Consider the following 26759-nt stretch of genomic DNA (forward strand, 5'->3'; position numbering starts at 1 on the left):
CGGCCCCTCCAATTTTCCCAGCGCCGCAAGCGGCCCCAGGAAAATCGGTTCCTCCGCTCGCCGCAGGGCGGCCGCGTTCCGCGGTCCCTGACCCCTCACGGGCTACGGTGCGGACACCTTTCGTCAGAAACGAAAAGGAGACTCTGATGACAAGGCATCAAAACACTCACCTGGTTGGCGAAGATCAAAAGCTGCTGAATCAACAACCGAATTGGCTTGAAAGTTTGCGCCGAAATTTCGATGCGGAAGTTCATTTGCCAGCCGATATCTCGCGAGAGTTTCTGTCTGCATCCCTCCTCTGGGCGATCGAGCACAAAGTCGATTTCGCTCTGTTCCACGAGGCCGACGAGATCATCATTGCGCATTTTGGCGGTGATGAGATCTACCTCCCGTCGCGGTGGTCGGACAAGCAATGGCACATCGGCCTCGAAGACAGAGAGCCGTTCTTCGAACCTGATGAAGATCATTGAGGTTTCAGACCAGAGGTGGCTCGCCGCCTCTGGTCTTTGCCTTCGCGTGAGCCGTTTCAGCCGGATCGACCGGCCGGTAAGGCTTTGAAAGGGTGGCCTGCCGCCCCTCTCAAACCTCACCCCATGAAGGAAGGGCAACGCCCCTCCTTCAAACATCCTCCCATGGGGAAAGGGGACGGTTCCCTCCTCCCTTTCCCCAAACCCCTATCCCTCTCCCGTGCCGGGGAAGCGATGGTTCGCTGTCACCCGCCCTGGCACCAGCCGTGTCGGGCACCATCCCATGATCGGGCGAGCCCTTCGTCGATCAAGACGTCGCCCAGCGAATTGCCTGCGCGAGACACGGTGCGAAGTTTGCGACCGTACTTGTCTTCATCACGGAACCCGGCTGCCAGAGAGAATTTTCCTGCGTTGAGCAGCGTCAGCAGGCGAGATTTTGCCGCCTCACCCTTTATCCGTTCAGCCTCGCAGCGGGGCGGGCTGAGTTCGGGCGTGTCGATATCGGCAATACGGATTTTCTCGCCGTTGAACCAGAAGGTGTCGCCGTCGACGACGCAGCTGGCTCGATGGCTTCCGTCGCAGATCGAAAATGCGGCCGACAATGAATCCGTCGTCGGTGTCTTGGCCAAAGTGGCGAACCCGGGGAGAACGTCGGCGCCGCCATAGGCAAGCCAACCCCCAACAGCAATGATCACGGTGCATAGAACTGCCGTCGAGCGTCTACGCCATCTGTTCCGCCCAGATCTCAGCAATCCTCCGCCCGCGCGCTGCCGACCGCGACTGCCTCTGGCCTTCGGCGGCTTTTTGAACGGAACCACATTCGAATTTGCCAATATCCGATCCCCTCGTTTCGCCTCAGCCTATGTCGGACTCGGTTTCATCTGCGTTTACGGAGGAGCTTGGCTCCGGGCTACTGCGTGGCCGGCAAAATGGTGCGCGAGGGGCGGGGAGCAGTCGATCCCGCCTCCCCTTCGGGCCACTATGTTGAGGCTCCCGCGGCTGCCCTGTTTCCCACCCATCGCACGACGAGAATTCCCGAAATCTCGCCCGTCGGGCGTCGCTATGCTGATTTCTCCGATACTCTTCTCTTTCCTGGATCAGCCTTGCTCGGTTGCACCGCGCGCCGGCTTGGATCATGCAGGCCTTGGCGCATCCCCGATCATGTGAAACCTGTTCGCGCCGACGCATGCCTTCATATCGTCGCGCCGGAACCAGATGGCGCGGCCGCATCGGAGCGGCGCGTTGCCGGCCGTGAAGACGATCTGCTCGTCGGCACGCATGCGCAGAACTTCATGGGGCTGAATGAGTGGTCTGGCAGCGAGTTGCTTCGAGCGTGTTCGCGATGATCCCTTTGCCTGGAAACTGCGGCTGACCTGGTCGATCTCGACCGTGGTCATGCCGCAGCGTTTCGATATGTAATCGGCGGTCTCGGGATCGTTGATCGCGGCAAACGAAATCCAGCTGGCACTCTCGAACCACTTGCTTGCTGCGTCGCGGCCGCCATAGGTTTCGCGCATCTGGCCGATCGACTGATAGATCATCGTGAGCGTGATCCCGTATTTGCGGCCGGCGTCACGCGCGGTTTCGAGGATCCGCATGTAGCCGAGCCGGGCGACCTCATCGAGGAGAAACAGGGCGCGCCCCTTGATCTGTCCGTCGCGATTGTAAATTGCATTCAGAAATGAGCCGATGATGACTCGCGCAAGACCCGAATGGGTCTCCAACGTCTTGAGGTCGATGTTGATGAAGACGTCGGTGTTGCCCGCCGCGATTTGGCTGGTCGAGAACTTCTTTCCCGACACGAGGGCGGCATAGTTCGGATAGGACAGCCAGTGTGTCTCCTTGACCGCATTGGCATAGACGCCGCTGAATGTTTCCGGGGTCATGTTGACGAATGCGGCGACGTTTTCCTTGACGAAATCCGAGCCGGAATTGTCGTAGATGTCTTGGAGCCGCTTGCGTAATGTTGGCTCAGGCTCGGAGAGGTTCATGCGTACCTGCCGAAGTGTCTGTTCCTTCTCATCCGTGTGGCCGGACAGGCAGACATCGGCGATGAGCGCCGTCAGAAGCTGCAGCGCCGATGCGCGAAAGAAGTCGTCACGGACACCACGCGCGCCGCCGCTGTCGCTCATGATCCATGAGGCGACCGAGGCAATATCCTCCTCCTTGGTTCCGCCGAAACATCCGACCCAATCCAGGACGTTAAAGCCGATGTCCGGCTTCCGCGGATCGAGGACGAACACGTCTCTCCCCGCTCCGCCGCGATGTGCGGAGACCATCGGTGCGACCTCGTTCGATGGATCGAGCACGATCAGCGTGCCGCCCCATTTGAGCGCCGTTGGGATCGTTACCGACGTTGTCTTGAAACCGCCGGAACCGGCAAAAACGATCCCGTGCGACGAGCCGAAGGAGCCATCAAAGCACAGCAAGGGCGACTTGCCACCGGCGCCCCACGTCTCAGCGCTATCGGCTCGAAACGCTTGGCTCCCGACACTGTCTCTGTCGACCCGATAACGCTCGCCGATGACGATACCGCCAGTATCGGGAAACAGCTTTGCCGCTTCTGTCAGCTTCATCCAGTCCGCTTCGCCATGGAGCGCCCGCTTGCCCTGAATGCGCTTCGGCTCGGCCCTTGCGAAGGCCGCATTGCCGATGAGCGCGACGCGGAGTGCGAAGCAGGCACATAAGAGCGCCGCACTCGCTCCGATCGACGTTGCCGGATCGAGAAAGGCCAAGACCGTCTTGTCGGCGGGTACCGTCTTCATGAAAGCGGAAAGGCGTATTGTCTCGCGAAGTGCCGCGATCAGGATCATACCGCTGCATCCCGCAACGACGCCCCAACCTGCCTGCTTGATATTGATCGCGCCGGCGGTCGCGAACAGGAACAAGATTCCGACTGCGGCACTTGCGAGATAGGGAAGCGCGATCCCTGCCCGCCCCCATGCCAGTCGTGCGGTCTCGGTTTTGCCGAACCCGGATAGCCACTGCTCGATCCCGGTCATTCCGATGACGACCGGGATCATCAACGCCGCTGGCACTATAACGAGCGCAATCCTATTGATCGTCATTGCCGAAGGCCTCCACGCCGAGTCCGGTGAGCCTGGATCGCTCGCCATCGTCGCCCTTGATGCGGCGCGCTGCATCGATCAGCGCGCCCAGCACCAGCGCTCGCTTCTCATAGCGAAGACCGGCCTTGACGATCAGGCCGCCGAGCTCGATCTTTTCGCGCGTGTCCTTCTTGCGGGAGTCGGATGTCATCGTCCTCACCATCCGTTCAAGCCTCGCCAGTCCGGCCTGCATTCGGGCCAGACGCGACCGCCGTGGTTGACGTTGCGCCGCTGCCATCGCCTGCCCCCTTTTTCCCTCCGGTCGTACCCCCCTGCCCTCCGCGAAATCGCCTGCTCAGTTGGTCAAACGCTGCCTGAAGCTCCGCCTCGTCGATCTCGATCTCGCCAAGGCCTGCCTTGAGCGCGATCCGGCCAATGCGTTCCGCTTCCCGTGTCTCGGCGAGCTTGAGCTGCTCCTGCAGTTTGGCAATTTCGTCGCGGATCTTCGCGGATGGCTTCTTCATGTCCGTTTGTCTCCCTGGCTGAGAAAGCTTGTCTTTCGAAGCCAGTTTCCGGAACTTAAGTAGCGAACGCACTACTGTGAATCCTACAATCGCCAGCGGCGATGCTTTCGTGGATGATCCCGGCCGTTCCGAAGGAGCGGCTTCCAAGGGCGCAATTATACGTCGCTGGCGCGACGTGTTGCTGAGAGTGCCTGGCGGGGCCGCCGCTCCCGACGAACTCATTGATTTCGTTCGTAACCGGGAGAGAACTTCGCCGTGGCCGTCCCTCACTTCTCCGTCAGCGTCGTCGCCCGTGGCTCAGGCCGCAGCGCCGTGCTCTCGGCCGCCTACCGGCACTGCGCTAAGATGGAGTTTGAGCGGGAAGCCCGGACGATCGACTACACGCGAAAGCAGGGGCTCCTGCATGAGGAGTTCGTGATCCCTACCGACGCGCCGGAATGGGTGCGCAGCATGATTGCCGATCGCTCGGTCGCCGGCGCATCCGAGGCCTTCTGGAACAAAGTGGAGGGCTTCGAGAAGCGATCCGACGCGCAGCTCGCCAAGGACGTCACCATAGGCCTTCCGCTCGAACTGACGGCCGAGCAGAACATCGCGCTCGTGCGCGACTTTGTGGCGTGCCACATCACCGCGAAGGGCATGGTCGCCGACTGGGTCTATCACGACGCCCCAGGCAATCCGCATGTGCATCTGATGACGACATTGCGGCCGCTCACCGAGGACGGGTTCGGCTCAAAGAAGGTCGCGGTTCTCGCCCCGGACGGCAAGCCGATCCGCAATGATGCCGGCAAAATCGTCTATCAGCTGTGGGCCGGTAGCACTGAGGATTTCAATGCGTTTCGCGACGGCTGGTTTGCCTGCCAGAACAAACATCTGGCGCTTGCCGGCCTCGATATCCGCATCGATGGCCGTTCCTTCGAAAAGCAGGGTATCGACCTCGAGCCAACCATTCACCTCGGCGTCGGCGCCAAAGCCATCGAGCGCAAGGCCGAGCAATCCGACCACAAGTCGGAGACCTCGACTCCCAAACTCGAACGCGTCGAGCTTCAGGAGGAGCGCCGCAGGGAGAACGCCCGCCGCATCCAGCGCCGTCCGGAGATCGTGCTCGACCTGATCACGCGGGAGAAGAGCGTCTTCGACGAACGCGATGTTGCGAAGGTGTTGTATCGCTATATCGACGATGTCCTTCTGTTCCAAAGTCTGATGGTCCGCATTCTGCAAAGTCCGGAAGCACTCCGGCTCGAACGCGAGCGGATCAACTTTGCGACAGGTATTCGGACACCCGCGAAATACACGACGCGCGAGATGATCCGGCTTGAGGCCGAGATGGCCAATCGCGCGATCTGGCTCTCCGGTCGCGCCTCCCATGGCGTCCGTGAGGTGGTGCTGCAGGCGACTTTTACGCGCCATTCTCGTCTGTCGGATGAGCAGCGAACGGCGATCGAGCATGTCGCCGGGACCACGCGGATTGCCGCTGTCATCGGCCGCGCCGGGGCCGGCAAGACGACGATGATGAAGGCTGCGCGCGAGGCGTGGGAAACGGCCGGTTATCGTGTGGTCGGCGGAGCTTTGGCTGGCAAAGCCGCCGAAGGTTTGGAGAAGGAAGCGGGCATCGTTTCCCGCACGCTGTCGTCCTGGGAGCTTCGCTGGAACCAGGGTCGCAACCAGCTCGATGATAAGACCGTCTTCGTACTCGACGAGGCCGGCATGGTTTCGTCACGGCAGATGGCGCTGTTGGTCGAAGCAGTCACCAAGGCCGGCGCCAAACTCGTCCTTGTCGGCGATCCGGAACAGCTTCAACCGATCGAAGCGGGTGCGGCCTTTCGCGCCATTGCCGATCGCATCGGCTATGCCGAACTCGAGACGATCTATCGTCAGCGTCAGCAATGGATGCGCGACGCCTCGCTCGATCTCGCGCGTGGCAATGTCCGCAAGGCTGTCGATGCCTACACCGCCCATGGTCGAATGATTGGTTTGAGACTGAAGGACGAGGCGGTCGAAAGCCTGATCGCAGCGTGGGACCGCGACTACGACCCTTCGAAGACCAGCCTGATCCTCGCACACCTTCGCCGCGACGCCCGAATGCTCAACGATATCGCCCGCGCCAAGCTGGTCGAGCGTGGCGTCGTCGCAGACGGATTTGCGTTCAAGACAGAGGACGGAACCCGCATGTTCGCGGCCGGCGACCAGATCGTGTTCCTCAAGAACGAGGGCAGTCTTGGCGTCAAGAACGGCATGCTCGCAAAGGTGGTTGAGGCCGCACCCGGCCGGATCGTCGCTGAGATCGGCGAAAGGGAACATCGTCGCCAGGTCACGATCGAGCAGCGCTTCTACAACAATCTCGATCACGGCTATGCGACGACGATCCACAAGAGCCAGGGCGCGACCGTCGACCGGGTGAAGGTACTTGCTTCCCTCTCGTTGGACCGGCACCTGACCTATGTGGCCATGACGCGCCATCGTGAGGATCTCGCGATCTACTACGGCAGTCGTTCCTTCGCGAAATCCGGCGGCCTCATCCCGATCCTGTCGCGCCGGAACGCCAAGGAAACCAGCCTCGACTACGAGAAGAGCGCACTCTATCGCCAGGCGTTGCGCTTTGCCGAGGCCCGCGGCCTGCACCTCATGAACGTCGCCCGCACGATCGCACACGATCGGCTCCAATGGGCCGTCCGGCAGAAAAAGAAACTCGCCGACCTCGGCGCCCGACTTGCCGCCATCGGCGCGGCACTCGGGCTGGTCCGCGGCAGCAACAAACACTCCATCCCGGACACAATCAAGGAGGCCAAGCCCATGGTATCAGGCATCACCACCTTCCCGAAATCGCTCGACCAGGCTGTCGAAGATAAGCTCGCCGCCGATCCCGGCCTCAAGAAACAATGGGAGGACGTCTCGACCCGCCTCCAGCTCATCTACGCGAAGCCGGAAGCTGCCTTCAAGGCGATCAATGTCGATACCATGTTGAAGGACCAGTCGGTCGCGCAGTCCACCCTGGCAAGGATTGCCGGCGAGCCAGAGAGCTTTGGCGCGCTCAAGGGCAAGACCGGTCTTCTCGCGAGCCGTGGTGACAAGCAGGACCGGGAAAAAGCGCTCGCCAATGTACCGGCGCTCGCCCGAAATCTTGAACGCTACCTTCGTGAGCGGGCCGAGGCCGAATTCAAACATGAGACGGAGGAGCGCGCGGTCCGGCTCAAGGTTTCGGTCGACATCCCGGCGCTCTCTCCAGCCGCCAAGCAAACGCTCGAACGCGTGCGCGAGGCGATCGATCGCAACGATCTTCCGGCTGGCCTCGAATACGCGCTCGCCGACAAAATGGTGAAGGCAGAACTCGAAGGTTTTGCCAAGGCTGTGTCGGAGCGTTTCGGGGAACGGACCTTCCTGCCTTTGGCTGCCAAAGACACTGATGGCAAGACTTTCGAGACCGTCACAGCAGGAATGACGGTCGTCCAGAAGGCTGAGGTCCAGTCCGCGTGGAAATCTATGCGGACGGTCCAGCAGCTTGGCGCTCATGAACGCACGACCGAAGCGCTCAAGCAGGCCGAGACGCTGCGGCAAACCAAGAGCCAAGGGCTCTCGCTGAAATGACCCGGGCAGCAACCACCCGGTCGATGACCACGCAACAACGACGTGCCACTGCGGTTCTGTCGATAGCGGCCGCGGCCATCATTCTGCTGGTGGTGACTGCCGTCGCCGGCGGCTACCGCATCAATCTGACGCCGAGCGAGCCACTGGGCCTATGGCGCATTATCCCGCTTCATCGACCGGTGGCAGTCGACGACCTCCTGTTCATCTGCCCGCTGGAAACGGCGGCGATGCGGGCAGCCAGGGCACGAGGCTATTTCCGTTCTGGTTCCTGCCCGGGCGACGTCGCACCGTTGATCAAGACAGTGATCGCCGTTGTAGGACAGCGTGTCGAAATCGGCGTCAACGTGAGAGTGGATGGGCGGGTGGTTTCCTCATCCAGTCTCGCACTACGTGATGGAAAAGGCCGGCCGTTGACGCCGTTTCCGAGCGGCATCATACCGCCAGGATATGTCTTCCTGCATTCCGCATTCCCCGGCTCCTATGACTCCCGATATTTTGGCCCGGTGCCGATCTCCGGCATTCTCGGGCTGGCGCAGGAGGTGTTCACCTATGTGCCGTGATTACCTTCAGCCAGCGCTGCTGATATTCGCTTCGATCGCGATCGGCGTGGTGGGCTGGAGCGGCCATGTGTGGCTCCTACCCGTCGCGCTCGGGTTTCCGGTTCTTTGGTCGATCTCGCAAACGAGATCGGTCGCGGCACTTGTCTCCAGCGGATACTTCCTGGCCGCGTCCCGGGGTCTGCCACAAGGCGTTGCCGCCTTTTATTCGTCGGATATCTGGCCGGGCCTCCTGCTCTGGCTGGGTGCGTCTATGAGTTTCGTTGCCGTGCATACGCTCCTCTGGACGATGAACGGACGCGCGCGTCCGTTTCGCTACCTCCTTGCGGCAGCCGTCATGGCCATCCCGCCGTTCGGCATCACGGGCTGGGCGCATCCTGTCACCGCCGCGGGTGTTCTGTTTCCGGGATGGGGATGGTGGGGACTTGGCTTCATGACAGCCGGCCTTGCGGGTCTCGTAACCCGCATTTGGCCAGCTGTCGCCATCGCCTTCGCAGGCCCTTGGCTGTGGTCCGCCGCAATCTGGACCGACCCGAAACTACCGGAAGGCTGGCGCGGCGTCGATCTTGATATGGGGGCTTCGCTCGGTCGGGAGCCCGGGCTTCAACGCCAGCGTGCCATGATCGCAACGGTGCGTGGCGCGGCCAGCGATGGGGCCCGTTTTGTGGTGCTGCCGGAAACTGCGCTCGGTTTCTGGACACCGACCGTGGCGCGGCTTTGGACGAGCGCCTTCAGGGATGATGATGGGACGGTGATCGCCGGTGCGGCGATGGTCGATGCTGGGGGCTACGACAATGTTCTGGTCGCGGTCGACGGGAGGGGCGGCCGCATCCTCTATCGCGAACGTATGCCGGTTCCCGGTTCGATGTGGCAGCCGTGGCGATCCTGGTTTGGGGAGAGTGGTGGTGCTCGGGCGGATTTCTTCGCGAACCCGGTCGTCTCCATCGGCGCCAGCCGAGCGGCACCGCTGATCTGCTACGAGCAACTGATTGTTTGGCCGGTGCTTCAGTCGATGCTGCACGATCCGGACCTCATTGTTGCTGTCGGAAACGGGTGGTGGACCGAAGGGACATCAATCGTAGCTATCCAGCGAACTGCCACCACAGCGTGGTCAAAGCTCTTCGCAAAACCGATTGTTATTGCCTTCAACACCTGAGTGCTCAGGAGACACCATGATCGACGCAGCCCTGATAAAAGAATGCGCAGACCCTTCACTCAAGCCGACGATCGTCGAACAGTTCGTGATGGCGGCGGGCTCGGCTGATCCCTTCGTCGTCACCGTCAAATCAGGCGACCGATTGATCCTCGTTCCGAAAGCGGCATCGGCCGAGGAGGCGATTGCGATCGTGCGCCAATATGCTGGTCAGGCGGTCGTCCGCGTAGGGCTCACCCAGTTCCCCGCTGGCGTGGGAGTCAAGGAACCGGCGGATCTGAAGCCCGATCTCGTCGATCCTTGCCAGAACCTCCGGAAAGGCACTGCGATGTTCGCCAAGGTATTGAGGATCGTTGCAAAATGGTATGGCAACCCCACGAGCAAAGACGTCTTCCCGCAAATCTTCGAGGACGCGGTCTACGCATGGAAGACCGGCCAGTTCGGGGGTGTCGGCGTGTTTCAGGCGGAGGATCCTGGCATACCCATCGAAGCGCCGCAGCAAAGCGATAAGGAAGTGGATGGCGAGGAAGCGACGCCGAAAGACTTACAACCAGAGACGATGCAGGATGTTAGGCATGCGGGCATACGGATCGATCTTTCCCGCATTGGTGGTCAACAACAGCGTTGAGTTCACCTCGCATTGGCGAGGCATGTTCCGGCCAAGCCAAAGTTTAGGCGACTCCAAAGCATGAATTTAATGCGCTTCCAGATGCCTCGTCCGCGGTTGTAATGGCGGCGAGCCAGTAAAACCGCGTGCTGACGGGTTCCAGCTATGAAGTTGCCCGACAAAAACCCGACAGGATCTGATTTCTGCTCGCTGAGCCATGAACTCGCGTGGTTGCGACCAAACCGCTCATTCGTCCAGCCTCGCAGCCGCAACCGCGTGCGGCATCAGGAATGTGGCAATCTGCGCGATGACGTCGATCAGATCGCCAGGATTGTGTGCAACGCCTTCAATGAAAGCACGCCATTGTCGCTGCTTTTGCTGGTCCTTGGCAAAGGCTCCGTTAGGGCGTCCGGCAGGTCAATGGGGATCGGTGTCTCGCGGCGATCAAAGGTAGCGGCTATTGCGCGCGCCAGCCGATCATCGCTGAAGTCGAAAGACCTGCTGAGGATCCAGATGTCGTAGAAATCCTTCATGCGGCTGTTTACTCGCCCCAGCATCACCATTGCCTGGAACTTCTCGGCAATGACCGTTTCTCGCGCATAGGCCCGAAGCCGCGGCATCGGAAAATCGAGCATGGAAGGATAATCCAAAACCTCCACCCCAGGCTCAAGCGCATCGCCAAAACCGATGTCGATGGTCAGGTTGATCCGGGCTCCGCTGATCGAAGCGATCACCCGCAGCCTGAGCCCACCATAATCCAGTGCCTCGCGAATACGATCCACATGCAGCGTATCAGCGTCGAACGTAACGCCATCGTCGGCCTCTTGCGCCAGAATTTCCCGAAATGTCTCAAGCATCGGGTCCGGACTCGGATCACCGAAACCCAAAAGATCCAGGTCGCGCGTGCCTCGGTGCGGATTGTCGAACCAACTCATCATCAACATCGCCCCTTTTAGAACGAAGCGATCGGCGTGGGGCGACTGGCTAAGCCGGAACAATAACCGTTCAAGGGCGAAACGCGTCAGGACGAGATCGAAGCTTTGCCCGCTTGCCTTGGCGAGTTGCAACAGGCGGGCGCGCACCGAGGCGCCGACGTTTCTGATTTCTTTAGCCATTGGCGGTCAGCGCCTCGAGATACGGCCGGATCACAGAGCCAACGCCACCGCGTTCGGCCTGGTTGGCGATTTCGCCAGGAGTAGCCCTTCGTTGCCGCAGCGCCTCCTGCAGCCCTTCTATCGCTACCGAAAGGCCGATCTTGTTGCGATATCGAAAGCAATCGGCAATTGTCTTGGCGATTCCAAAGACCCTCACAGGAACGCCTTCAATGATATGGGTTTCGACGCTGTCGTTGAGAAGGCTGTCTGTGAAGCGCACGATGCGCACAGCGGGGGCTTCCAGCTTCGGCGGCCAGTCCTTACGGCCTATGGCAAGCCAGATTTGTCCGGGGAGCTGATCTGTCAGGCTGTGAAATGCCAATGCCGAAACGAGGCAGATAACGGCTTTGGGCGCGCGTTTGGCAACCTCCGCCAGGCTGTGGCTGGCGTCGAGCTGCGCATCAGGAAGTTGATAGAGACCGCGGGCAAGCCGCAGCACTTCACCATCTCGTTCCATTCGGCTCATGGTGGCAGCCGTCACTCCTGCGTTCCGCAGTTCGACGAAACGTGCTATTCCGCGCTCGGTTAGCACGGTCCGAGCAATTTGGCGTTGCGTGACTGAACTGGGCATTGATATAAAAGCTAGGAGAATAGGATCTATTATCCTAGGATTTGTATCACAATCCCTGGGGCCGAGAAAGCCCTCGCATTATGAATTCTTCACCACGACTAATTGCCTCGATGGACAAAGTTGACAATTCTAGTGGTCGCCTGGAGTAAAGATGTAGCTTGCGGCGAGGTCCACCATGCGCGCAGTGAGAGCCGGATAACCCTCGACGATCTCGTCTGCGGCAGCGCCTTGCAATTTCATCGCAGCGATTGTTCGGACTCGAGAGGAGTACAATCTCAATTCCATTGGCTTGCTTCGACGATTTCTCGTTGTCGCGGGCCGGATTGAAGCTGCTGAGATCCCAGATTATGCGCCTGTTTGCGTACTCACTTGGGTCTCACCAATCGGTCGCACTAATTCGACGTGGCTGACATCTAAGGCTTGAGCCAGTTCATAAATCGTAATCACAGTTGGGTTGCGACGACCTCGCTCCAGGCTACTAAGATATTGCTGGCTGAAACCAGAACGCGCCTCGACCTCTTCCTGTGTCAGGCCTTTCTCCCGACGCAGGCGGGCAAAATTCGAGCCGACCAGTTTGCGCATGTCCATGCGCCGAAAGATCGCCGTTTACACACTCGGAGTTTATCAACTAAAGTATGTAAAGCTCCTTCCCGTAAATGCCTGCCAATGCGGGCGGGTAATGGGTTTAGTTGTCGATATAAGCATCAGCACATTGTCTGCAACTCAGAGATTTCGGATGTAACGGTGTCCCATTTGATGTAGGCGAACCTTCGGGGCCGCTTGGTGAGAGAATGAAAGTTTGGGAGAAGCGGGTGAACAAAGCGAGCTCATCCGATGCAAATGGTCGAGAAAAGGAAAGAGAATCGCGCTTCAGCTCGATGCAACAGTCGAAGCTTGAGGTGTTGGCTGTCTCGGCAATTCTCGAACACCGCCTCCTGATCGCCGCCGACGAAGCTGTCTATGACGAATGGGCTCGCGCGACCGCAGACCCATCAATTTCCGCCGCCGTGCTCAAGAGCCTGCAGGAGGAGTATGTCGCGCGCCAAAAGAAATCTGAAGTCCAGCAAGAAGAACTTTCGGAAATCATCGATGCATTAGGCTACGTCCCCGAGGTTCCACTCGATAAACATGAATGACGGTCAAACCAACCCGTGATCTTTAGCAATTGCGACGAGCTGTGGGACGGTCGCAGCCTCAAGTTTTTCGCGCGCTTTATCAAGGTAGTGCTGCACTGTCCTCGGGTTGATCCCCGTTAGCATTGCGGTTTCCGGAGCGCTTTTACCCTTTGCCGCCCACATGAGGCACATTGCTTCTCTTGGTGAAAGCAACCGTCTCGGAGCGACAATGGTCGTCGCAGCGATAATCTTCAGGCAGTAATGGATCACCAGCACCGCTCGGATCGCTTGTTGCGCATCCCGCAGTTTTGAAACGTCAGCCGTCGGCGCCGAAGATGCAAACGTCAGCATCATCGTCGACCCGAAACTTCCTTCGACGGGGATCGTCACCCCACTCCGAATTCCGTACTCGATCGCCTGGTCCCGAAAACGCCTGAGTTCGGAGGTTCCACGAGCGGGCCAATCGTCGGCCGTCCAGGAAAACATTTCCATGCGACGCTTGGCTTCAGTAACGACCGGGTCGATGCGGGAGTAATGGCCTTCGAGATAAACACCCTGCCATTCCTCCGGATAGGAGTTGAATGTGCGGATTTCCAACCCCTCAGTCTGCAGATAAGCAAAACGGTCGAAGCCGCATGTGTGCGCAAATGTTTTCAAAGCACTTTTGATCATACGTTCATCATGCGCGGCTTCTGTCATATCGATGAGAGAGCGAAGGTCACCGTCCACTAACTTTTCTCCTTTTTTCGACGGTGCAAGCCTCCCACTCGTCGCGCCGTTCTGACGCCGCGAGGTACCGGTTGCCACCGTTCGGCTAGCCGGAACCCCATGGGACATTGGACGATACGGCAGTTGCTTCTACGCGAAGCAGATCCACGTTCGTTGCATCGCTTAGGTCTATTGACCTCTGCCGGATATTCAACTCTTTCTGATCTAAAGACGATGATTTTTATAGAGATTTTTAGTCACACCTGCGCCCCGCGCGGAATGTACTTGCGACGTTCAGCGACAAGCGAAAATCTGAGCGTCCGTTAGCTGTTTAGCGGCCGCTATAGACAGAATGAAAAATAACATCCTGATCGACCAACACATTGAACTTGTAGCCCGGCCGGATGCGAATCGTCGGCTGAACGTTCAGATTCTTCGAGATCGTCTCTTCTGCTACGCGGCCAAATGACGCGGCAAAATTCCGTCTTGCTGCATCCGAAGCCGTGTCCTGCGTCGCGAGCGTCGAACTCTCAGGCATCGACATATCGGTACCCGCCCCGATGATTGCCACCAGGGCTGCAGAACCGAATGTTCTCCAGAGATGTCGGTCGAGCTTGTCCTGGAAGCCGCCATAACCTTCAGCGTCAGTGCCCGCCATACCACCGATCTGCAGGGTAGACCCGTTCGGAAAAATGAGGTCCGTCCAGACGACGAGTACCCGTTCCTGGCCGAAGGACACCTTGGAATCGTAGCGACCGAAGAGCTTTGCGCCTTGCGGGATGAGAAGGCGATAACCGGTTGCGCTGTCGTAGACATTTTGGCTGATCTGAGCGCTAATGCGCCCCGGCAGGTCGGAATTGAGGCCGGTGATCAATGTCGCCGGGATGACTGAACCGCGCTTCAATTCGTTGGGTGACATCTGCGGCACGACCTGGTTCGGCAGGTAGCCGAGATCCTTGATGTCCTGATTAAAGAAGTCCTCCCTCGACGTCTGCCCGTTCTGATCGACGTTCTGTCCCATCAGGCCGGATTTCATGGCCGCGCCATAAAGGTCTGAGGCGCTGCTCGTCACGGCATTTGTCGGCTGGCGGACGGTGTCATTGGTGGAGATTGCAGCCTTCTCGACATCGGAGATGTCTACCTTTAGCGGCGAATCGAGCGCCGTGGAACGGGCCTGGAGACGCGCCATCCGTTGCCGCTGGGCTTCGCGCATATATTGTTCATCCTGCTCTCGCTTCAGGCGTGCCTTCCACTCCTCTTCGGATTCGAGCCTTTGTCGGCGATCTTGTCGATCTGTTGGTTGGCGCTCGAAGACCGGTTCCTGCTTTTCCTTTTTCTCCGCGACGACTGGCGTCGGTTGAAACACCTCCTGCTTTTCTGGGTCACCGATAATGCCGTCGGTGACACCCCGCTTAAGCTGATCGCCGAAACTGGTCGCAGGGCTGTTGGAAGCACCCTCGATGTCGCCATGATTGAAGGAAAGCCCGCGCAGTGACAGACCAATCACGACCACGCCGACGAACAGCACGATGACGATGATGGCGACGATGATCGGCAGGCGGTTGAGCCGGCGCATGCCATTCTGATCGTCGGCCTGGGCTGACGCGCCAAGTTGGAGCGACTGGACCATATTGCTCTCCGTCAGTTACGCTGCATGATCGAAAGCGGACTAGCCGGCGTGGCGCCTGCCGCCGTTGGTGTATAAGCACGTCCGAGAGCGATCGAAGGCGTCGAAACCCGCGCGAGCAGCTGCCCGTCGATTCCCTCAATTGCATAGGCAAGCTCGACCGGCTTGATGTCTTTGGCGACTTTGCCGTCCCTGACGACCGTATAACCCCGCCCCTTCAGGGCCGCCTCGAGGGCGGATGCGAACTCCGATGCGTCCGTCTCCATTTTGATCGTGGTCGTAGCACCGGCAGGGCCGATCTGTTCGGCCAGTCGGCTTGCCATGTCGCCGGCGATGGCGCTCGCAGCCGGTCCGGTGACTGCGACAGGGGTTGAGCTGGTGGTCAGCGCGTCGTCGGCCGTTTGGCAACCGGAGAGCAGCGCGACCACGACGCAATATGCGAGAAGCTTCCGCATGGTTCAGCCTCCCCGCCGGATGGTGATCTTCTGCTGCCGCCAACCGACGCCGGAAAGGAGGATCGCCTTGTCGATCGCATAGTCGACGGTCATCATGTCGTTCTTCATCCGGTAATTGACGATACGATTTTGACCGCCGGAGACGACGAAGAGCACAGGCGCATCTTGGCCGGAGATCGACTTCGGGAACTGAATGTAGGTCTTCACTCCGTCCGAATAGACCCGCTTCGGTTTCCACGAAGCACCGCCGCTGACCGAATAGGAGAAGTTCAGCTTGTCCGGCGCGGCGCCCGGAATGCCGCCCGTTTCGAGGCGGGCATTGATGTCGGCGAGCTTGGTGGACACGTCTTCTGGATACTCGAAGCCAATGCGCGCCATGTACTGGCTGGGATGGGATTTGAGCTGGATATGATAGGTTCGACGTGATGTCGTCACGACCATCGAGGTGAGAAGCCCTGGTTCCGACGGTTTGACGATGAGATGGATCGCCTGCCCGCCTGTGGCCCCCGAGGTCGCGGGTTCCACCTTCCATCTGACCGTGTCGCCGACGAGGACGTCGCGGACGATCTCGCCGCCCTGAAGCTCGATATCGCAGACCTGCAGGGGCGAGCAAACCACGGACGGCTGCGTTTCCCCGAACAGGAAAATCACCTTTCCGTCCGGTCCTGTCGTGACCAGTCCCGGCGTGCCGCGCCACTTTCTGGAAAGATTTGTTCCCTTCACCTCGTTGCTCGTCATGCTTTGCGCCTGTGCGCCCGCGGCAAGCAAGAGTCCGGCCATGCAGCCGGCGGCTGCGATCAATCCCGTTTTTTTCATTGAAAGAATCCCTGCCCTTAAAGCTGTGCCGTCCAGTCGAAATCCCGGACGTAGAGGCCGATCGGATTGAGGCGGATCGTCGCCTCATCCTGTGGCGCGGTGAGCGCGACCGTTGCGATGCCGCGGAAACGGCGTGTGCCGGTTTCCTTGCCCTTTCGGTCCCGCTCGTATTCCGTCCAGTCGATCTGATAGGTCTGGTTCGAGAGCGCCACGATGTTGTTGACCTCGATGGCAACCGTCGAGGACTTTGCCTTCTCGAACGGAGAATTGCCTCGAAACCAGGCGTTGACTTTCTCCGTCGACGGATCGGACGTGCGAAGAAGGGCGTAGGTCCGGTCTATATATTGCTTCTGCACCACCGCATCTGGAGTGATCGAGCGAAAGCTCGTGACGAAGTTACCGAGTGTGGAGCGCACCACGCGGACGTCGGCATACTCGATCTGCTCGGGGAAACCTGCCGTGACCGCAGTTCCGAGCTTGTCGACCTCGACGATGTAAGGCACGAGCCTGACCTGGGTGCTGAGAAACATCGCGTAGCTGAAGCCGATGACGGCCATGACCAGACCGAGGACACCAACAATGCGCCATGCGGCTGCGGCCTTCACATAGGAGCCATAGCGTTCGCTCCATTCCTGGCGGGCGGCAAGATACGGGTTTTCCGGGGCGCGGTTCGCTGCCATTTATTCTTCCCTTGTCTCGATTACGGTTTGTCGTTGCGTTCGGGAGGAGGCTTCGGTCCGCTATGACCGCCGCGCTGTTCATCGAGCTTGCCATTGGCCAGTCCGAGAATGGACCCGGCATAAGCGCCCGGAGAGCCGATTGCCTTTTCCTTCGCCGCCGATCCCGCCGCCTGTGCACCAGAACTGAAGCTCGCACCCATGCCGCGAAGAGCGGCACCTGCAACGGATGAACCGCCAGCTCGTGCGGCTTGAGCCACCGCAAACCCCGCGCCGGCAGCGCCGGCTGCGAGGAAGCCGGCACCGGCGGCAAAAGAGGCCGCTTGGCCGCCGTGGCGGATCGCTTCCATTCCTCCGGAAACCGATGCGCCCTGGACGACGCCCTGGATGATGTTCGGGACGTACATCGCGATGATTAAGACGACGACGGAGATACCGGCAATGGCCAAGGTGGTGACGAACTGATCCGACGAGGCAGTCGGAGCTTGAGCGAGGCCAAGCAGGACGTTCGATCCGATCTTGGCGATCATCACCAGGGCCATGAGCTTCATGCCGACGCCGAAGGCGTAGACGAGATAGCGGATAGCGAAGTCTTTCGTGAAGGATGAGCCGCCCAATCCGAGCATAATCATACCGGCGAGCAGGCCGACATACATCTCGACCATGACCGACACGAAAATCGCGGCGACCAGCGAGAAGCAGATAACGACGATTCCCATTGCCAACACGGCCGCAATTGCCAGCGCGTTGTCTTCGAACACGCCGAACTGTGCCTGCTCGGACATTTGCGAGGCGACCCGAATGCCGGCGTCGAACACCTCAGCGGGTGACGCTGAACCGCCACCGGCGCCAATCTGGAAGAGGCTGTCGACCACAGCTCGGGCGAAGGTCGGACCTTGAGTAAGGACGAATGCGAAGAACCCGATGAACATGATCCGCCGCACCAGTTCGGCGAACCAGCTGTCCAGTGAGGCTGACTGGATTGCCAACCAAACGGCCGCAATGCCGATCTCGATCGTTGCGAGAATCCAGAATAGGGATTTCGCCGCCTCCATGATGGTGGTCTCCCACCCCTTCGCAGCGGACGAGACCTGGTTTTCCAGTTCCGTGAGGACCTGTCCCTCCTGCGCGAATGCGGGAACAGCATAGGCGAGGCAAAAAAGACCGGTAATCAGGAATGAACGCGCGACAGCAACCTTCACCATCTCGGGCGCATCTCCTGACCTTCTTTGATCGGCGGCAGCTCCTTGTCGGAGCCGAAGAATTTTTCCCGGACGGCGCGCTGCTCCTCGGTGAGCGCAGGTATTCTTGTGTTTCGGGAATTGACGATCAGTACTGTCGCGGCAGACGATGCAGCGGCGACAGCCAGGACCAAGGCAATGAGGACGGGGCGGCTCACCATCGCGGTTCCATTTTCTGGCCTTCCGGAACGCTCTTGACCTCGGCGTTGAAGAACTTTTCTCGCCGCGCCTGCGCCAGGTCCTTGTCGGTCTGTTCCGTCTGAAGCCATGTTCCCATCATTGTCATCTGTTGGGAGACGAGACCGCGAAGCTTCTGCATTTGCGCGACTTGCTGAGCCGCGATCTCGTGGCCGACCTGCAAAGCCTTCATCTGCCCGTCAGCCGTTTCGGACATCGACCGCAGCGAGGACATTGTATCTTCTTCGCTATCGAACTGGTCGGCCGTGAGGCTCGCCGCTTTCAGCGAGCTGGCGATCGTGTCGCGGTTGGTGTTCGACCAGGACTGGTAGGTCGAGGAAAACGTTGCATTGTCCGGCAAGTTGGTCTTGAGATCGGCATAGCTCTGAAAGCGCTGCTGGAGAACATCGTCCGCATTCCCCATCGAAAAGGCGATGCCCTGTCCCTCGTCGACGATACTGCGCAGCTGGTTGAGATCGCTTTCGATCTGCCCCCAGACATGATCAGGAAGCTGCGCAGTGTTTTGCAGCATGTTCTCGTAGATCTTCAGCTGGTTCTGGATCTGCTCTGCAAGCTGGCTGATCTGCGTCAGCTGATTGTCGACCTGGATGCCGGAGCTTTTTAGAAGATCTACGAGCTGCGCATTGTTGGCGAGCTGCGTCCATTCGGTCGCAGCGCCGGTGGCTGTTCCGGCTTGCACTGAGCCTGCAGCGCCGGTCGTGAGAGCGGCGGCGGCCAAGCAGGCGAGCCATCTATTCGAACCTGAGTAGCGATGCGGCATCGTGAACTCCTCTCGTTTCAAGCCAGTGGATCGGCCATTCGTGGCCATGTTCGGATTTCAGTGCGCGGATGCGTTTGAGGTCCTCTTTGCCCGACGCGCCGACAAAGCTCAGCGCAACTGGCCCAAGCGACATGTCGAAGAGCCGCCGGCCTTCTGGCGTGGCGACGTAGTATTCGCGCTTCGGTATGGCGGTAGCGACGATTTCGAGCTGGCGCTCGTTGAACCCGATTCTCTCATAAAATTCTCGCGTCCCTGTCTCGCGAGCGGCGCCATTCGGGAGGCAGATTTTTGTCGGGCAGGATTCCTTCAGCACGTCTATGATCCCGGACCGCTCGGCATCCGAGATCGATTGGGTCGCGAGAACGACGGCGCAATTCGCCTTGCGCAGCACCTTGAGCCACTCGCGAATCTTGTCGCGGAAGACAGGGTGGCCGAGCATCAGCCACGCCTCGTCGAGCACGATCAGACTGGGGGACCCATCCAACCGCTTCTCGATCCTGCGGAACAGGTAGGTCAGCACCGGAACGAGACTGCGTTCGCCCATATTCATCAACTGCTCGATCTCGAAGGTCTGGAAGGCGCCGAGTGTGAGGCCGTCCTCTTCTGCATCGAGAAGCTGGCCCATCGGGCCATCGACGGTGTAATGATGCAGTGCGTCCTTGATCTCGCGCAGCTGCACGCCGCTGACGAAATCCGAGAGCGAGCGACCGGATGCACTGGCCATGAGGCCGATCTGCCGAGAGATGGCGTTGCGATGATCGGGGGTGATGGTGACTCCCTGCAGACCGACCAGCATCTCGACCCACTCTGTTGCCCAAGCCCGGTCGGCATCACTTTTGAGTTCGGACAATGGGCAAAAGGCCAACGCCCTCCCCTCTTCCGCATTGTCGCCGCCGATCTCATAGTGATCGCCGCCGGCTGCGAGCGTCAGGGGCAGAAGTGAACTGCCTTTGTCAAAGGCGAAGATCTGCGCATTTTCGTAGCGACGAAACTGCGCGGCGATCAGGGCGAGCAACGTCGACTTGCCAGAACCGGTCGGACCGAAGATCAGCGTGTGGCCGACATCATCGACGTGCAGGTTCAGACGAAACGCTGTCGAGCCGCTCGCAACCTGCATCAAGGGCGGCGAATTCGGTGGGTAAAAGGGGCATGGCGCGACGGGGTTTCCGGACCAGACCGAGTTCAGCGGAATCAAGTCGGCGAGATTGCTGGTGTTGATCAGCGGCTCACGGATGTTGCAATACCAGTTGCCTGGCAAGCTACCGAGATAGGCGTCGGTGGCGTTGAGCGTTTCGATCCGTGCCCCGAAACCTTCCGCCTGGATCAGCCGCCGGATCGCTTCGGCCTTCTCCTGGAGTGCTTCGCGATCGCTGTCGAACAACACAACGACCGGTGTGTAATAGCCATAGGCAACCAGTTGCGACGAGGCCTGCGCGATCGCATCCTCAGTCTCGACTACCATCGTCATCGCGTCCTGGTCGACGGATCGACTTTGTGTCTGGAATATCTGGTCAAAGAACGGCCGGACCTTCTGCTGCCATTTCTTCCGCGTCCGTTCGAGCTTTTGCCGGGCCTCCTCGGCATCAAGGAAAATGAAGCGCGATGACCACCGATAAGTCAGCGGCATCAGGTCTAGGCTGTTGAGAATACCGGGCCAGCTCTCGGCCGGCAGACCGTCGATCGCAACGACGCCGAGAAAAAGGTTTTCGACCTTTGGCGTCAGTCCGTGCTCAAGCTCCGCGGTGGCGATCCAGTCGAGATACATGGGAACGTCGGGTAGCCGGATTGGATGGCTTTCCCCGGTAGTGCAGTACCGCGCGAACTGCAGCAGCTCGTCGTATCGGGCAATTCGCTCGCCTCCCCTTTCGACCGTTTCACGGGTTTCCATTCGCCGGATCGAAAGCGTGTTGGCCAAATACTGCTCAAGCTCTCGCACCGCGTTCTTGAACACGAAGAGCACCGTGTCCGCGTAGGATTTTTTCCGGCTTTCCTCATCCGAATAGATGTATTTGCTGAGAGCAGTCTTTTTGGATTCGAGCGGCCGGTGGGTCAGGATCAGCGCATGCTTGCTCTCGAAATGGCCCTGCTCGCGCGCGAAATGCGCCCGACGCTCGGCATCGATTGCGCGGGTTACCGGGTCGGGGAAATGGCATCGATCTTCTGATGGATAGTCGACCGTTGGAATACGGATGGCCTCCACCTGGATCATCCAGCCGCTTCCGAGCCGCGACAGAACGGCATTGATCTGCCTCGACAGCTCGTTACGCTCGAGGTCGATCGCGCTTTCGGAGTCCGGGCCAGCGAAATACCAGCCGGCCATCAGGCTTCCGTCCTTCAAGAGGAGGACACCATTGTCGACCAGGCCGGCATAGGGAACGAGATCGGCGAAGGAAGGGCCGGTCACCCGGAAGCGTTTGAGAGCTACCATGGCCGCCTCCTCAGTACCGCCGCCACGGCATAGTGGTTGCCTTGTAGTAGGGCTTGTATGAAATGTGCCTGATATAGACTTGCCGCATCAGTGGGTCGGACTTCGCCATCATCCTGAGCAGCCCGACGATCACGACCCAGACAGTGAGGCCGAAGATCGCCGAATAGGCCGTAAGCACGACGAAGATCAGGATCACTGCTGCAAGACCGGTGATCAGGACCAGCTCCCGGTCGGCGCCCATGAGCAGGTTCGGGCGAGAGAGCGCGCGATGGATGCGGTTACGCCGCAGGCCGGACAGGGACTCAGCCATGATCTCCCTCCCCTCCTCTGTTCGAACCAATTGACGTGATCTGCTCGTCGGTCAGCCCGATCGAAGCGCCGGTCGCACCGAACAGGCCGACAATGTTGGTGGCGCCGAGCAGGATGCCGGCGACAAGAACGACGTACACAAGTCGCCGCGCGAAATCGTTGAGCTCGCCGCCGAAGATGAGCATGCCGCCGGCAATGGCCACGGCTGCAAGCGCGATCGCACCCGCGACCGGTCCAGTGATCGACTCCTGGATCTGCTGCAGCGGCCCTTCCCATGGGAGACTGCCCCCGGAACTGGCGAGCGCCGGCACGACAGAGGCAAGAATGATTGGCGCCGCAAGGAGCGCGGCGGCGATGAGGGGATGCTTACGCGACATGGCGCGCCTCCAATTCTTCGGTGAACTGATCGGATTCGATCTCGTACTGTCCGTTGATGAACCGCTCGACTTGAATGATGTCGCGAACAAGCCGCCCACGCGGCGTCCGCTCAATCGAAATGACCAGGTCGACGGCCTCTCCGATTACCTCGTGCATCGGCTGCTGGCTTGCTTCGGCCGTGAGCTGTTCAAGCCGGCGCAGCGCCGACATGGCGGAGTTCGAGTGAATGGTCGCCACGCCGCCCGGGTGGCCGGTGTTCCAGGCCTTGAGCAGCGTCAGAGCTGCGCCGTCGCGGACCTCGCCAACCACGATTCTGTCGGGTCGCAAGCGCATGGTGCTCTTGAGGAGCCGCGCCATGTCGATCGTATCGCTGGTATGCAGGAGAACTGCGTTTTCGGCGGCGCATTGGATTTCCGAGGTGTCCTCAAGAATGACGAGGCGATCGTCTGGGGCAGATTTGACGATCTCTTGGATCACAGCGTTCGCAAGCGTCGTCTTGCCCGAGCCCGTTCCCCCGGAAATGATGATGTTCAGCCTCGTGGAAATGGCACTGCGGATCGTTGCGGCTTGGTATTCTGTCATCACCCCGGCGTAAATATAGTCTTCGAGCGGAATAAGGCGCGATGCCCGACGACGAATCGTGAAGGCAGGCTTGGTGACAACGGGAGGCAACAGTCCCTCGAAGCGGTGACCACCGATTGGCAGCTCGCCGGAGATGATTGGCTGTTCCGTGTCGACCTCTGACTGAAGCGCGTGCGCCACTGTACCAATGACCATCTCCGCGGCAGCGGATGACATCTCGCCGGCGGGCGCAACGCCGTGACCTAGCCGTTCGATGAATAATTTGCCGTCCGGATTGAGCATGATTTCGACGACGTTAGCGTCGTCCAGGGCAACACAAAGCTGATCGCCGAGCGCATCCTGAAGTTTGCGGACGAGCCGAGGGTGAGAGCGAAGCTGGTTCATGGATTTCTCCTTAGGCTGCCCGGCTGACAGGGCGCGAGTTGAGAACGGTAGTTGGAGGGGCGAAGCCTGAGGAACGTATCTGCGTCGGCGGCCAGTGTGCCCGCTACGGCGATCGTCACGCCAATCTTCTTGGGTTCGCCTAAACGATGCAGCTGCCATCCGACGCGAGCGAGGATTCGCTCGAATCGAAGATCGGTCACCGTAACAATCTCAGTGTACCCATTCGCCATGCACCATTCGATGATGCCAGCGAACATGGTGAGCGTCGCTTCATGGACCGAGCCGTCGCCCCTCCCCTCCGCGAGAGTTGTGTCGACGCAGAAGCGAGAACTCTCGATCATCGCGGCATGACCATTGAGTTGACCGTCGGGAAGTAGCGACGGGAAAACGTCGGCCACCATTGTTGGACCAAGCGAAGGAAGAAGCCTCGCACACCCCATCAATCCGCCCGTCTCTGCGACGGCGAGCACATAAGTCGGCCGAAGCGCGTCGAAACGATCGGACTCGCACCCCGCCGTTACGTCGACTTCCCAACCCAGGCGATCGGAAAAGACCCGAGCACGAAGCTGGTGATGGATGTGCAGGAGATGCGCCTCTTGAATCGTCCGGGGCGTTGAGAGTGTGAGAAGATGCATGCTTTTCTCCATCATCGTTGGATGGCGAGGAAATCAGCACAGATTGGGATCGGAGGGCAGTTGTAGGATTCAACATGCGCGTAGCGAGGTGAGTCGCGGGTCATGAGGGCTGTGGCGCTACGGAACCGCCCCATCTACGTGCTGCTACACTGTTCGGATTTGTAGGATTCACAGGAGAACATTGCGGGATCAGAGATCGCGCCGTTTGGGGCTAACTCCCGGAGCGGAAAAGCAAAAACCCAATGGCCTTATGAAAATTGTCCCTCGTGGTTCACCCTTTGTTAACCGTAAACCGCTGGACCAGTTCGGAGAATCGTGTTCTATTTTTGGCGGGCAATGGCCGGTAAACCGGTGAAAAGCCGCCAAGAGGGACAGATGGCGATAGCAAACCGAGTACAAGCAAGTGTTGGCTCAAAGGAAGATGCCGGCAGCAAAATCATGCGCCATGCCGGGCTTCTGTCCGGGCAATTGCAGCAGCTCAGAACTCGTATGTATCCGCCGAAATCGGAAAAGACCCTGCGTCCCTTTCTGACCAACGAAGTGTCGAAGCTGACATCTATACCCGATTCCACCCTGAAGCTCATGTCCACCGAAGGACGTGGGCCGATTCCCAGTAGGCTGGAAAACAACCATCGCGTCTACACGCTGGACCAGATCAATGAACTGCGTGAATTGTTCGCTATTCAAAAGCCAGCAGACGCCTTGCGGTTCCTGCCCCGTCGTCGTGCCGGCGAGCACCTCCAGGTTCTTGCTATAGCCAACTTCAAGGGCGGCAGCGCGAAGACGACGACCTGTGTCCATCTTGCCCACTATCTCGCCCTTCATGGGTATCGCGTCCTCGCACTCGACCTGGACCCGCAAGCATCCTTGTCCGCTTTGTTCGGTGCTCAGCCAGAAGTTGACGTCGGGTCGAACGAAACGATCTATGCCGCTTTGCGTTACGATGACGCCGAGCGTCGTCCCATCCGCGACATAATTCGCAAGACATATTTTGGTGGCATCGACCTCATTCCTGGCAATCTTGAAGTCATGGAGTATGAGCACGAAACGCCACGGATCTTGGCGAACAAGTCCAGCTCCGGTGCAATCTTCTTTGAGCGGCTGAAACTCGCCCTTTCGGAAGTCGAGGCGGACTACGACATCGTGATTCTCGACACTCCGCCATCGCTGGGCTTTCTGACGTTGAGCGCGATATACGCCGCGACTAGCATGATCATTACAGTCCACCCGGCCATGCTGGACGTCGCGTCAATGAGCCAGTTCCTTCTCATGATGGGTGATCTGATCAGTGTTCTGAACGAGAGCGGCGCTCAGTTGGACCAGGACTTCATTCGGTATCTGGTTACACGACACGACCCCAATGACGCGCCACAGTCGCAAGTCGTTGCGATGCTTCGGCATCTGTTCGGCCCCGATGTATTATTGCCCACCGCCATTGAAAGCACCGCCGTTGAAGCAGCCGGCTTGGCGAAACGCTCGGTATACGAGCTCGAATTGGGACAGATCGGACGCGATACCCACAAGCGTGCCCGCGAGGCGGTAGATGCGGTGAACGAGGCGATTGTTCGCCTCGTCAATGAGAGCTGGGGGCGGACATGAGCAAATCCCCTCGGAAGTCGATTGTCGCCAGCTTCGGGTTGCTTTCCGCAGAGCTGGAGAGCGATCAGGCAGCGGATCAACAGCAGCCGTCGCAGGCCCCTGCCCCGGTTGCCGGAAACCGTGTCGGAGCAGGTGTGATCGGTGCTGCTCACCGAGCAATCGACGACATTCGAACTGAGCGAGATCGCTTGAAGGCTATCGTGGAGTCGGGCGGTGGTGCTATTCGCGAGTTGGATCCGTCGCTCATCGACCCTTCCCCTTATCCGGACAGGCTGCCGGACGATGATGCGTCGCGCTTCGAGGCGTTCAAGCGGTCGATCGAGACTGAGGGGCAAAAGGTTCCCGTCCAGGTTCGCAAACACCCCTCGTCCCCAGGTCGTTATCAGATCGTTTACGGTCATCGACGCTGGCTCGCTGCCATGCAGCTTGACAGGCCTGTTCGCGCTCTCGAAGTCGAAATTTCCGACCTCGACCTAGTTCTTGCACAAGGCATCGAAAACGCGGGTCGCCAAGACCTGACCTGGATCGAGCGCGCGCTGTTTGCCTCCCGAATGGATGATGCGGGGATCAAGCCTCGGCACATCTACGCTGCGCTTTCGATCGAGGACGCAGAACTGGCTCGCATGCGGAATGTCTACAGGGTCGTTCCCGCGGATATCATCGAGGCCATCGGGCGGGCGCCGAAGATTGGGCGGCCACGATGGCTGGATCTTGCTAAGACTGTTGCAGGCGACGCGGAAGCGCTCGGTGCCCTAAGGGCGGCACTGGTTAGGACGGGCGATACGGTTGAGACGTCCGATCAAAGGTTTCAGCGTGCATTGAACGCCATCAAGCCAGTATCGACTGGTCGGAAAGAGCCAAGCCCGATTACAGACAAGAGCGGAACGAAGCTTGGCGCCCTGTTGATATCCTCAAAAGAGGTTCGAATTTCGGCTGAGGGTTCACTCGGGATCGACTTTTTGAAGTTTGTTGAGGCGGAGCTCCCAGCGCTAACGGAGCGCTTTGTCCGCCTGCGAGAAGACGAGAAACCCTGACAGCTGTCAGGGTTTTGGAGATGGAAAAAAGGACTAACTGCAAAAGAAAAGGCCCCCCAAACGTTGCCGTCGTGGAAGCCTCTCTCAATGTGTGACAACTAGAGAATCGCATTTCCCCGAATCCCAGTCAAGAGTCTTTGGCACCGTAATT

The 26759-nt window shown here is 59.5% G+C and carries 27 protein-coding genes and 1 pseudogene; 8 read left to right on the forward strand and 20 right to left on the reverse strand.

The features are described from left to right. Window positions 1–146: 146 nt before the first annotated feature. Window positions 147–470, forward strand: a complete 324-nt coding sequence (locus J2J98_RS27105; protein WP_207603825.1) for a hypothetical protein — start codon at window positions 147–149, stop codon at window positions 468–470. Window positions 471–712: 242 nt separating this feature from the next. Here the strand turns inward: J2J98_RS27105 and J2J98_RS27110 are convergent, their stop codons facing one another. The 4 genes from J2J98_RS27110 to traC all read right to left on the reverse strand — a co-directional run bounded on the left by J2J98_RS27110 (window position 713) and on the right by traC (window position 4038). Continuing rightward, entirely contained in the window at window positions 713–1162 is a 450-nt protein-coding gene (locus J2J98_RS27110; RefSeq protein WP_207603826.1) for a thermonuclease family protein, read from the reverse strand. Between the two features lie 438 nt (window positions 1163–1600). Beyond that, on the reverse strand, window positions 1601–3535 hold the full coding sequence (traG, locus tag J2J98_RS27115) for a Ti-type conjugative transfer system protein TraG (RefSeq protein ID WP_207603827.1): 1935 nt from the start codon (window positions 3533–3535) through the stop codon (window positions 1601–1603). Continuing rightward, window positions 3522–3737, reverse strand: a complete 216-nt coding sequence (gene traD, locus J2J98_RS27120; RefSeq protein ID WP_207603828.1) for a type IV conjugative transfer system coupling protein TraD — start codon at window positions 3735–3737, stop codon at window positions 3522–3524. Before traD ends, traG begins: the two co-directional genes overlap by 14 nt. Before the next feature lie 4 nt (window positions 3738–3741). Beyond that, window positions 3742–4038 (reverse strand): conjugal transfer protein TraC, encoded by a 297-nt coding sequence (gene traC / locus J2J98_RS27125; protein WP_207603829.1) that lies wholly within the window; start codon window positions 4036–4038, stop codon window positions 3742–3744. Window positions 4039–4293: 255 nt separating this feature from the next. On the opposite strand from traC, the gene traA reads away from it, so the two are divergent. From traA to J2J98_RS27145, 4 genes are read left to right on the forward strand one after another with little or no spacing between them, the layout of a single operon-like run. Further along, complete coding sequence (gene traA, locus J2J98_RS27130; protein WP_207603830.1) at window positions 4294–7620, forward strand: Ti-type conjugative transfer relaxase TraA; 3327 nt, start codon at window positions 4294–4296, stop codon at window positions 7618–7620. Next, complete coding sequence (traF, locus tag J2J98_RS27135; protein ID WP_207603831.1) at window positions 7617–8180, forward strand: conjugative transfer signal peptidase TraF; 564 nt, start codon at window positions 7617–7619, stop codon at window positions 8178–8180. Before traA ends, traF begins: the two co-directional genes overlap by 4 nt. Continuing rightward, window positions 8170–9333 carry a conjugal transfer protein TraB gene (locus tag J2J98_RS27140; RefSeq protein WP_207603832.1) on the forward strand — a complete coding sequence of 388 codons (1164 nt, stop codon included), beginning with the start codon at window positions 8170–8172 and terminating at the stop codon, window positions 9331–9333. The genes traF and J2J98_RS27140 overlap by 11 nt, the downstream gene beginning before the upstream one ends. Before the next feature lie 16 nt (window positions 9334–9349). After that, the gene (locus J2J98_RS27145) at window positions 9350–9958 is read left to right on the forward strand and encodes a TraH family protein (protein WP_207603833.1); all 609 of its coding nucleotides are present in this window, start codon (window positions 9350–9352) and stop codon (window positions 9956–9958) included. Window positions 9959–10183: 225 nt separating this feature from the next. Here the strand turns inward: J2J98_RS27145 and J2J98_RS27150 are convergent. From J2J98_RS27150 to J2J98_RS27160, 3 genes and pseudogenes are all read right to left on the reverse strand, one after another. Continuing rightward, window positions 10184–11052: pseudogene (locus J2J98_RS27150) on the reverse strand (nucleotidyl transferase AbiEii/AbiGii toxin family protein). Continuing rightward, a complete protein-coding gene (locus tag J2J98_RS27155; protein WP_127431473.1) occupies window positions 11045–11662 on the reverse strand; it encodes a type IV toxin-antitoxin system AbiEi family antitoxin domain-containing protein in 618 nt (205 codons plus the stop codon). Before J2J98_RS27155 ends, J2J98_RS27150 begins: the two are co-directional and overlap by 8 nt. A gap of 345 nt (window positions 11663–12007) precedes the next feature. Then, window positions 12008–12250 (reverse strand): helix-turn-helix domain-containing protein, encoded by a 243-nt coding sequence (locus tag J2J98_RS27160; RefSeq protein WP_087002841.1) that lies wholly within the window; start codon window positions 12248–12250, stop codon window positions 12008–12010. A gap of 224 nt (window positions 12251–12474) precedes the next feature. On the opposite strand from J2J98_RS27160, the gene J2J98_RS27165 reads away from it, so the two are divergent. Then, complete coding sequence (locus tag J2J98_RS27165; RefSeq protein WP_207603834.1) at window positions 12475–12798, forward strand: transcriptional repressor TraM; 324 nt, start codon at window positions 12475–12477, stop codon at window positions 12796–12798. Between the two features lie 3 nt (window positions 12799–12801). Here J2J98_RS27165 and J2J98_RS27170 read toward each other — a convergent pair whose 3' ends face one another. The 13 genes from J2J98_RS27170 to traI form a co-directional block, all read right to left on the reverse strand. Continuing rightward, the gene (locus tag J2J98_RS27170; RefSeq protein WP_207603835.1) at window positions 12802–13506 is read right to left on the reverse strand and encodes an autoinducer binding domain-containing protein; all 705 of its coding nucleotides are present in this window, start codon (window positions 13504–13506) and stop codon (window positions 12802–12804) included. 310 nt (window positions 13507–13816) lie between these two features. Then, window positions 13817–15115: an IncP-type conjugal transfer protein TrbI gene (gene trbI / locus J2J98_RS27175; protein ID WP_207603836.1), complete on the reverse strand. Its 1299-nt coding sequence runs from the start codon at window positions 15113–15115 to the stop codon at window positions 13817–13819. Window positions 15116–15126: 11 nt separating this feature from the next. Continuing rightward, window positions 15127–15567: a conjugal transfer protein TrbH gene (gene trbH / locus J2J98_RS27180; RefSeq protein ID WP_207603837.1), complete on the reverse strand. Its 441-nt coding sequence runs from the start codon at window positions 15565–15567 to the stop codon at window positions 15127–15129. A 3-nt stretch (window positions 15568–15570) separates the two neighbouring features. Then, entirely contained in the window at window positions 15571–16383 is an 813-nt protein-coding gene (gene trbG / locus J2J98_RS27185; protein WP_207603838.1) for a P-type conjugative transfer protein TrbG, read from the reverse strand. 17 nt (window positions 16384–16400) lie between these two features. Beyond that, on the reverse strand, window positions 16401–17063 hold the full coding sequence (locus tag J2J98_RS27190) for a conjugal transfer protein TrbF (protein ID WP_207603839.1): 663 nt from the start codon (window positions 17061–17063) through the stop codon (window positions 16401–16403). Between the two features lie 20 nt (window positions 17064–17083). Further along, a complete protein-coding gene (trbL, locus tag J2J98_RS27195) occupies window positions 17084–18265 on the reverse strand; it encodes a P-type conjugative transfer protein TrbL (RefSeq protein WP_207603840.1) in 1182 nt (393 codons plus the stop codon). Then, window positions 18259–18459 carry an entry exclusion protein TrbK gene (trbK, locus tag J2J98_RS27200; RefSeq protein ID WP_207603981.1) on the reverse strand — a complete coding sequence of 67 codons (201 nt, stop codon included), beginning with the start codon at window positions 18457–18459 and terminating at the stop codon, window positions 18259–18261. The genes trbL and trbK overlap by 7 nt, the downstream gene beginning before the upstream one ends. Next, window positions 18456–19259 carry a P-type conjugative transfer protein TrbJ gene (gene trbJ / locus J2J98_RS27205; protein ID WP_207603841.1) on the reverse strand — a complete coding sequence of 268 codons (804 nt, stop codon included), beginning with the start codon at window positions 19257–19259 and terminating at the stop codon, window positions 18456–18458. The genes trbK and trbJ overlap by 4 nt, the downstream gene beginning before the upstream one ends. Beyond that, entirely contained in the window at window positions 19231–21687 is a 2457-nt protein-coding gene (locus J2J98_RS27210; protein WP_207603842.1) for a conjugal transfer protein TrbE, read from the reverse strand. The genes trbJ and J2J98_RS27210 overlap by 29 nt, the downstream gene beginning before the upstream one ends. 10 nt (window positions 21688–21697) lie before the next feature. Next, window positions 21698–21997: a conjugal transfer protein TrbD gene (locus J2J98_RS27215; protein ID WP_207603843.1), complete on the reverse strand. Its 300-nt coding sequence runs from the start codon at window positions 21995–21997 to the stop codon at window positions 21698–21700. Next, complete coding sequence (locus tag J2J98_RS27220) at window positions 21990–22373, reverse strand: TrbC/VirB2 family protein (protein WP_207603844.1); 384 nt, start codon at window positions 22371–22373, stop codon at window positions 21990–21992. The genes J2J98_RS27215 and J2J98_RS27220 overlap by 8 nt, the downstream gene beginning before the upstream one ends. Beyond that, a complete protein-coding gene (trbB, locus tag J2J98_RS27225) occupies window positions 22363–23340 on the reverse strand; it encodes a P-type conjugative transfer ATPase TrbB (RefSeq protein ID WP_207603845.1) in 978 nt (325 codons plus the stop codon). Before trbB ends, J2J98_RS27220 begins: the two co-directional genes overlap by 11 nt. Beyond that, the gene (traI, locus tag J2J98_RS27230; protein ID WP_207603846.1) at window positions 23337–23975 is read right to left on the reverse strand and encodes an acyl-homoserine-lactone synthase; all 639 of its coding nucleotides are present in this window, start codon (window positions 23973–23975) and stop codon (window positions 23337–23339) included. Before traI ends, trbB begins: the two co-directional genes overlap by 4 nt. Window positions 23976–24311: 336 nt before the next feature. Here traI and repA point away from each other — a divergent pair, with 336 nt between their 5' ends. After that, complete coding sequence (gene repA, locus J2J98_RS27235) at window positions 24312–25574, forward strand: plasmid partitioning protein RepA (RefSeq protein WP_207603982.1); 1263 nt, start codon at window positions 24312–24314, stop codon at window positions 25572–25574. Beyond that, window positions 25571–26608 carry a plasmid partitioning protein RepB gene (gene repB / locus J2J98_RS27240; RefSeq protein WP_207603847.1) on the forward strand — a complete coding sequence of 346 codons (1038 nt, stop codon included), beginning with the start codon at window positions 25571–25573 and terminating at the stop codon, window positions 26606–26608. Before repA ends, repB begins: the two co-directional genes overlap by 4 nt. The last annotated feature ends 151 nt before the right edge of the window (window positions 26609–26759 follow it).

Source organism: Rhizobium bangladeshense (genome assembly GCF_017357245.1).
Lineage (GTDB): Bacteria > Pseudomonadota > Alphaproteobacteria > Rhizobiales > Rhizobiaceae > Rhizobium > Rhizobium bangladeshense.

Coding starts and splice junctions, on each gene's coding strand:
- J2J98_RS27105 (WP_207603825.1), top strand. CDS start 147: ATGACAAGGCATCAAAACACTCACCTGGTTGGCGAAGATCAAAAGCTG.
- traG (WP_207603827.1), bottom strand. CDS start 3,535: ATGACGATCAATAGGATTGCGCTCGTTATAGTGCCAGCGGCGTTGATG.
- traD (WP_207603828.1), bottom strand. CDS start 3,737: ATGGTGAGGACGATGACATCCGACTCCCGCAAGAAGGACACGCGCGAA.
- traC (WP_207603829.1), bottom strand. CDS start 4,038: ATGAAGAAGCCATCCGCGAAGATCCGCGACGAAATTGCCAAACTGCAG.
- traF (WP_207603831.1), top strand. CDS start 7,617: ATGACCCGGGCAGCAACCACCCGGTCGATGACCACGCAACAACGACGT.
- J2J98_RS27140 (WP_207603832.1), top strand. CDS start 8,170: ATGTGCCGTGATTACCTTCAGCCAGCGCTGCTGATATTCGCTTCGATC.
- J2J98_RS27145 (WP_207603833.1), top strand. CDS start 9,350: ATGATCGACGCAGCCCTGATAAAAGAATGCGCAGACCCTTCACTCAAG.
- J2J98_RS27155 (WP_127431473.1), bottom strand. CDS start 11,662: ATGCCCAGTTCAGTCACGCAACGCCAAATTGCTCGGACCGTGCTAACC.
- J2J98_RS27160 (WP_087002841.1), bottom strand. CDS start 12,250: ATGGACATGCGCAAACTGGTCGGCTCGAATTTTGCCCGCCTGCGTCGG.
- trbI (WP_207603836.1), bottom strand. CDS start 15,115: ATGGTCCAGTCGCTCCAACTTGGCGCGTCAGCCCAGGCCGACGATCAG.
- trbH (WP_207603837.1), bottom strand. CDS start 15,567: ATGCGGAAGCTTCTCGCATATTGCGTCGTGGTCGCGCTGCTCTCCGGT.
- trbG (WP_207603838.1), bottom strand. CDS start 16,383: ATGAAAAAAACGGGATTGATCGCAGCCGCCGGCTGCATGGCCGGACTC.
- J2J98_RS27190 (WP_207603839.1), bottom strand. CDS start 17,063: ATGGCAGCGAACCGCGCCCCGGAAAACCCGTATCTTGCCGCCCGCCAG.
- trbL (WP_207603840.1), bottom strand. CDS start 18,265: ATGGTGAAGGTTGCTGTCGCGCGTTCATTCCTGATTACCGGTCTTTTT.
- trbJ (WP_207603841.1), bottom strand. CDS start 19,259: ATGCCGCATCGCTACTCAGGTTCGAATAGATGGCTCGCCTGCTTGGCC.
- J2J98_RS27210 (WP_207603842.1), bottom strand. CDS start 21,687: ATGGTAGCTCTCAAACGCTTCCGGGTGACCGGCCCTTCCTTCGCCGAT.
- J2J98_RS27215 (WP_207603843.1), bottom strand. CDS start 21,997: ATGGCTGAGTCCCTGTCCGGCCTGCGGCGTAACCGCATCCATCGCGCG.
- J2J98_RS27220 (WP_207603844.1), bottom strand. CDS start 22,373: ATGTCGCGTAAGCATCCCCTCATCGCCGCCGCGCTCCTTGCGGCGCCA.
- trbB (WP_207603845.1), bottom strand. CDS start 23,340: ATGAACCAGCTTCGCTCTCACCCTCGGCTCGTCCGCAAACTTCAGGAT.
- traI (WP_207603846.1), bottom strand. CDS start 23,975: ATGCATCTTCTCACACTCTCAACGCCCCGGACGATTCAAGAGGCGCAT.
- repA (WP_207603982.1), top strand. CDS start 24,312: ATGGCCGGTAAACCGGTGAAAAGCCGCCAAGAGGGACAGATGGCGATA.
- repB (WP_207603847.1), top strand. CDS start 25,571: ATGAGCAAATCCCCTCGGAAGTCGATTGTCGCCAGCTTCGGGTTGCTT.